This window comes from Synechococcus sp. W60.3 (assembly GCF_047502615.1).
Taxonomy (GTDB): domain Bacteria; phylum Cyanobacteriota; class Cyanobacteriia; order Thermostichales; family Thermostichaceae; genus Thermostichus.
In genome coordinates, this window is sequence record NZ_JANSHJ010000012.1 from 69856 (window position 1) to 71986 (window position 2131).

At 58.1% G+C, this 2131-nt stretch carries 3 protein-coding genes; 2 read left to right on the plus strand and 1 reads right to left on the minus strand.

Annotated elements, in window-relative coordinates; all coding sequences use genetic code 11:
* A partial coding sequence (locus NW846_RS06230; protein WP_414515577.1) for an ABC-2 family transporter protein occupies window positions 1-332 on the plus strand: 332 nt, incomplete at its 5' end.
* A 191-nt stretch (window positions 333-523) separates the two neighbouring features.
* A complete protein-coding gene (locus NW846_RS06235) occupies window positions 524-1213 on the plus strand; it encodes a response regulator transcription factor (RefSeq protein ID WP_414329162.1) in 690 nt (229 codons plus the stop codon).
* Here the strand turns inward: NW846_RS06235 and NW846_RS06240 are convergent.
* Window positions 1199-1462 carry a sulfiredoxin gene (locus NW846_RS06240; RefSeq protein ID WP_011432677.1) on the minus strand — a complete coding sequence of 88 codons (264 nt, stop codon included), beginning with the start codon at window positions 1460-1462 and terminating at the stop codon, window positions 1199-1201. The two genes, NW846_RS06235 and NW846_RS06240, sit on opposite strands and share 15 nt — an antisense overlap.
* Between the last annotated feature and the right edge of the window lie 669 nt (window positions 1463-2131).

Consider the following 2131-nt stretch of genomic DNA (forward strand, 5'->3'; position numbering starts at 1 on the left):
TTGCCCTGCGCTTTCTCATGCAGTACACCCTGGCGCTGCTGGCCTTTTGGGTGGAACGGGTGACGGCCTTGGAGCAGTTCCATTTTTTGGTGTACTTGTTTTTCTCGGGGGTGATCGCTCCTCTGGAGGTGTTCCCACCACCCGTGCGCCAGGTCTTGGCCTGGACACCCTTCCCCTACCTGGTGCATTTTCCCGCCAGCCTCTGGGCAGGGATCCCGGTGGATATTCTGCGCGACTTTGGCCTGGGCCTGGCCTGGGCGGGCCTGTTTTGGCTGGCCAATCGCTGGTTATGGCGCAAAGGCTTGCAACAGTACTCAGGAATGGGAGCTTAGAGGCCCAGGTTCAATCCCCCATCTTTACAGCCACCGTGGTTCTCAGCTTTCAACCAGACCACTTCTGAAACCACTATCATGGGTTCAGTCTCCGTAGCCAAATGACGAATCCTGTCCGTCTCCCTAAAATAGCGACAGATAACAGGTGAATAGCGCTTTACCCTTTTCCCTAACAGCCTCCTTGGGTTCTCATGAAGCGTGTACTGGTCGTAGATGACGATCCCCTCTCCCTGAAGGTGCTGAGCCGCCACCTGACTCAGCATGGCTATCGGGTTTGTACAGGCGCTTCGGGTGTAGAAGGGTTGCGTCTGTTTGCCCAAGAGCAGCCGGATGTGGTGGTTTCAGATGTGGTGATGCCGGAAATGGACGGCTTCGAGTTTTGCCGACAACTGCGCCAACAGCGCGGCGGCGAGCTCGTCCCCTTCATTTTTCTCTCTTCGCGGGGAGAGATCGATGACCGGGTTCAGGGCTATGAGCGGGGGGCGGATGACTACATCATCAAGCCCTTTGAACCCCTGGAGTTGGTGGCCAAAATCGAGGCCCAGATTGAACGCTCCCGCCGCACCCAATCGGAAATTTTGCGGCTAATCCAACAGCAGTCCCAGCCAAAACCGGAAGCGGCCCCCCGACCCACTCCACCCGAATTGCCCCTGACCCCTGCCGAAGAGCGGGTCTTTCGGGAAGTCATTCGCGGCTTCACCAACAAGCAAATCGGCGAGAAGCTGTTCATCAGCCCGCGCACTGTGCAAACTCACCTGACCAACATCCTCAGCAAGCTTTCTTTGGAAAATCGCTCGCAACTGGTGCGTTTTGCCTACGAACGGGGCTACACCGCCCAAGAGGAGCCGGGCCAGAAGGGATCCCTTTCAGGCCAGGTGTAGCCTCAAAACAGCACGTGGCGCTTTTCGCACCCGGCAGGGGATCCGCTCCTTGCCCAAGCGGACAAATGCCTCGTAGCGATGGCAGCCGGAGAACCCATAATACTCCCCTTCCACTTCCAAAACCTCAATGGGCTCCTGTAGGCCGACTGCTTCAATGGAAGCCATCAGCGCCTGCACCTTATCCGGATCCGTTTGCCGCGGCAAAGGGCGGCGAATTTGGGCAAGGGGAATCTCGCGAATCTGCGCCATGTTGAACTTTCTCCCTAAGCAAGCTACTTAATCATACTCGTTATGACTTTGCTCTATCAAGACTGGCAGAGGGGATGGATTCTCAGGCCAGAGCATGGCAGGATAACACCATTCCTCACTGCTCTCTCCCTCAGTAGCCAACCCAGCCATGTGGCAACTCCTCAAAGCCTTATGGGGAAAGATCGCCGGCCAAGCCCCCCCTGCACCCCCCGCTGCCGCGCCACGACCACCCCTTGACAAGAGGCTGGTTCAGCAGCCCTCTCCCCGGAATGTCCCTGCTGCAGAGGCCGCCCGCAAAGAAGAAGCCCCTGAGCCCACACCAGAACATCCCGCCCCAAAAGTTGCAGCAGCCCAACGGGGTGAGGAACCTGTGGTGTTGCTCCCTTCTCAGGAGAAATCCCCAGACTCTGTGGCAGTAGAATCCCCCATCGGCCCAGCTCAACCCACCTCTACCGCCAAAAGCATCAGCAGCTTCTGGGCCATGACCGACACCGGATCCCGCATTTCCCGCATTGCTGCCACCACCGACAGTGGCCGTGCGGTCAGTTCCATTGCAACTGCCAGGCTCCGCCAACCGGAATAGCGACCGGGATCCCTCTGGCTCCAGAAAAAAACTTCAGCTAGAAATCGCAGGAGCCCCGCACTGTACCCGTAGGGTCAGTGTCGGGA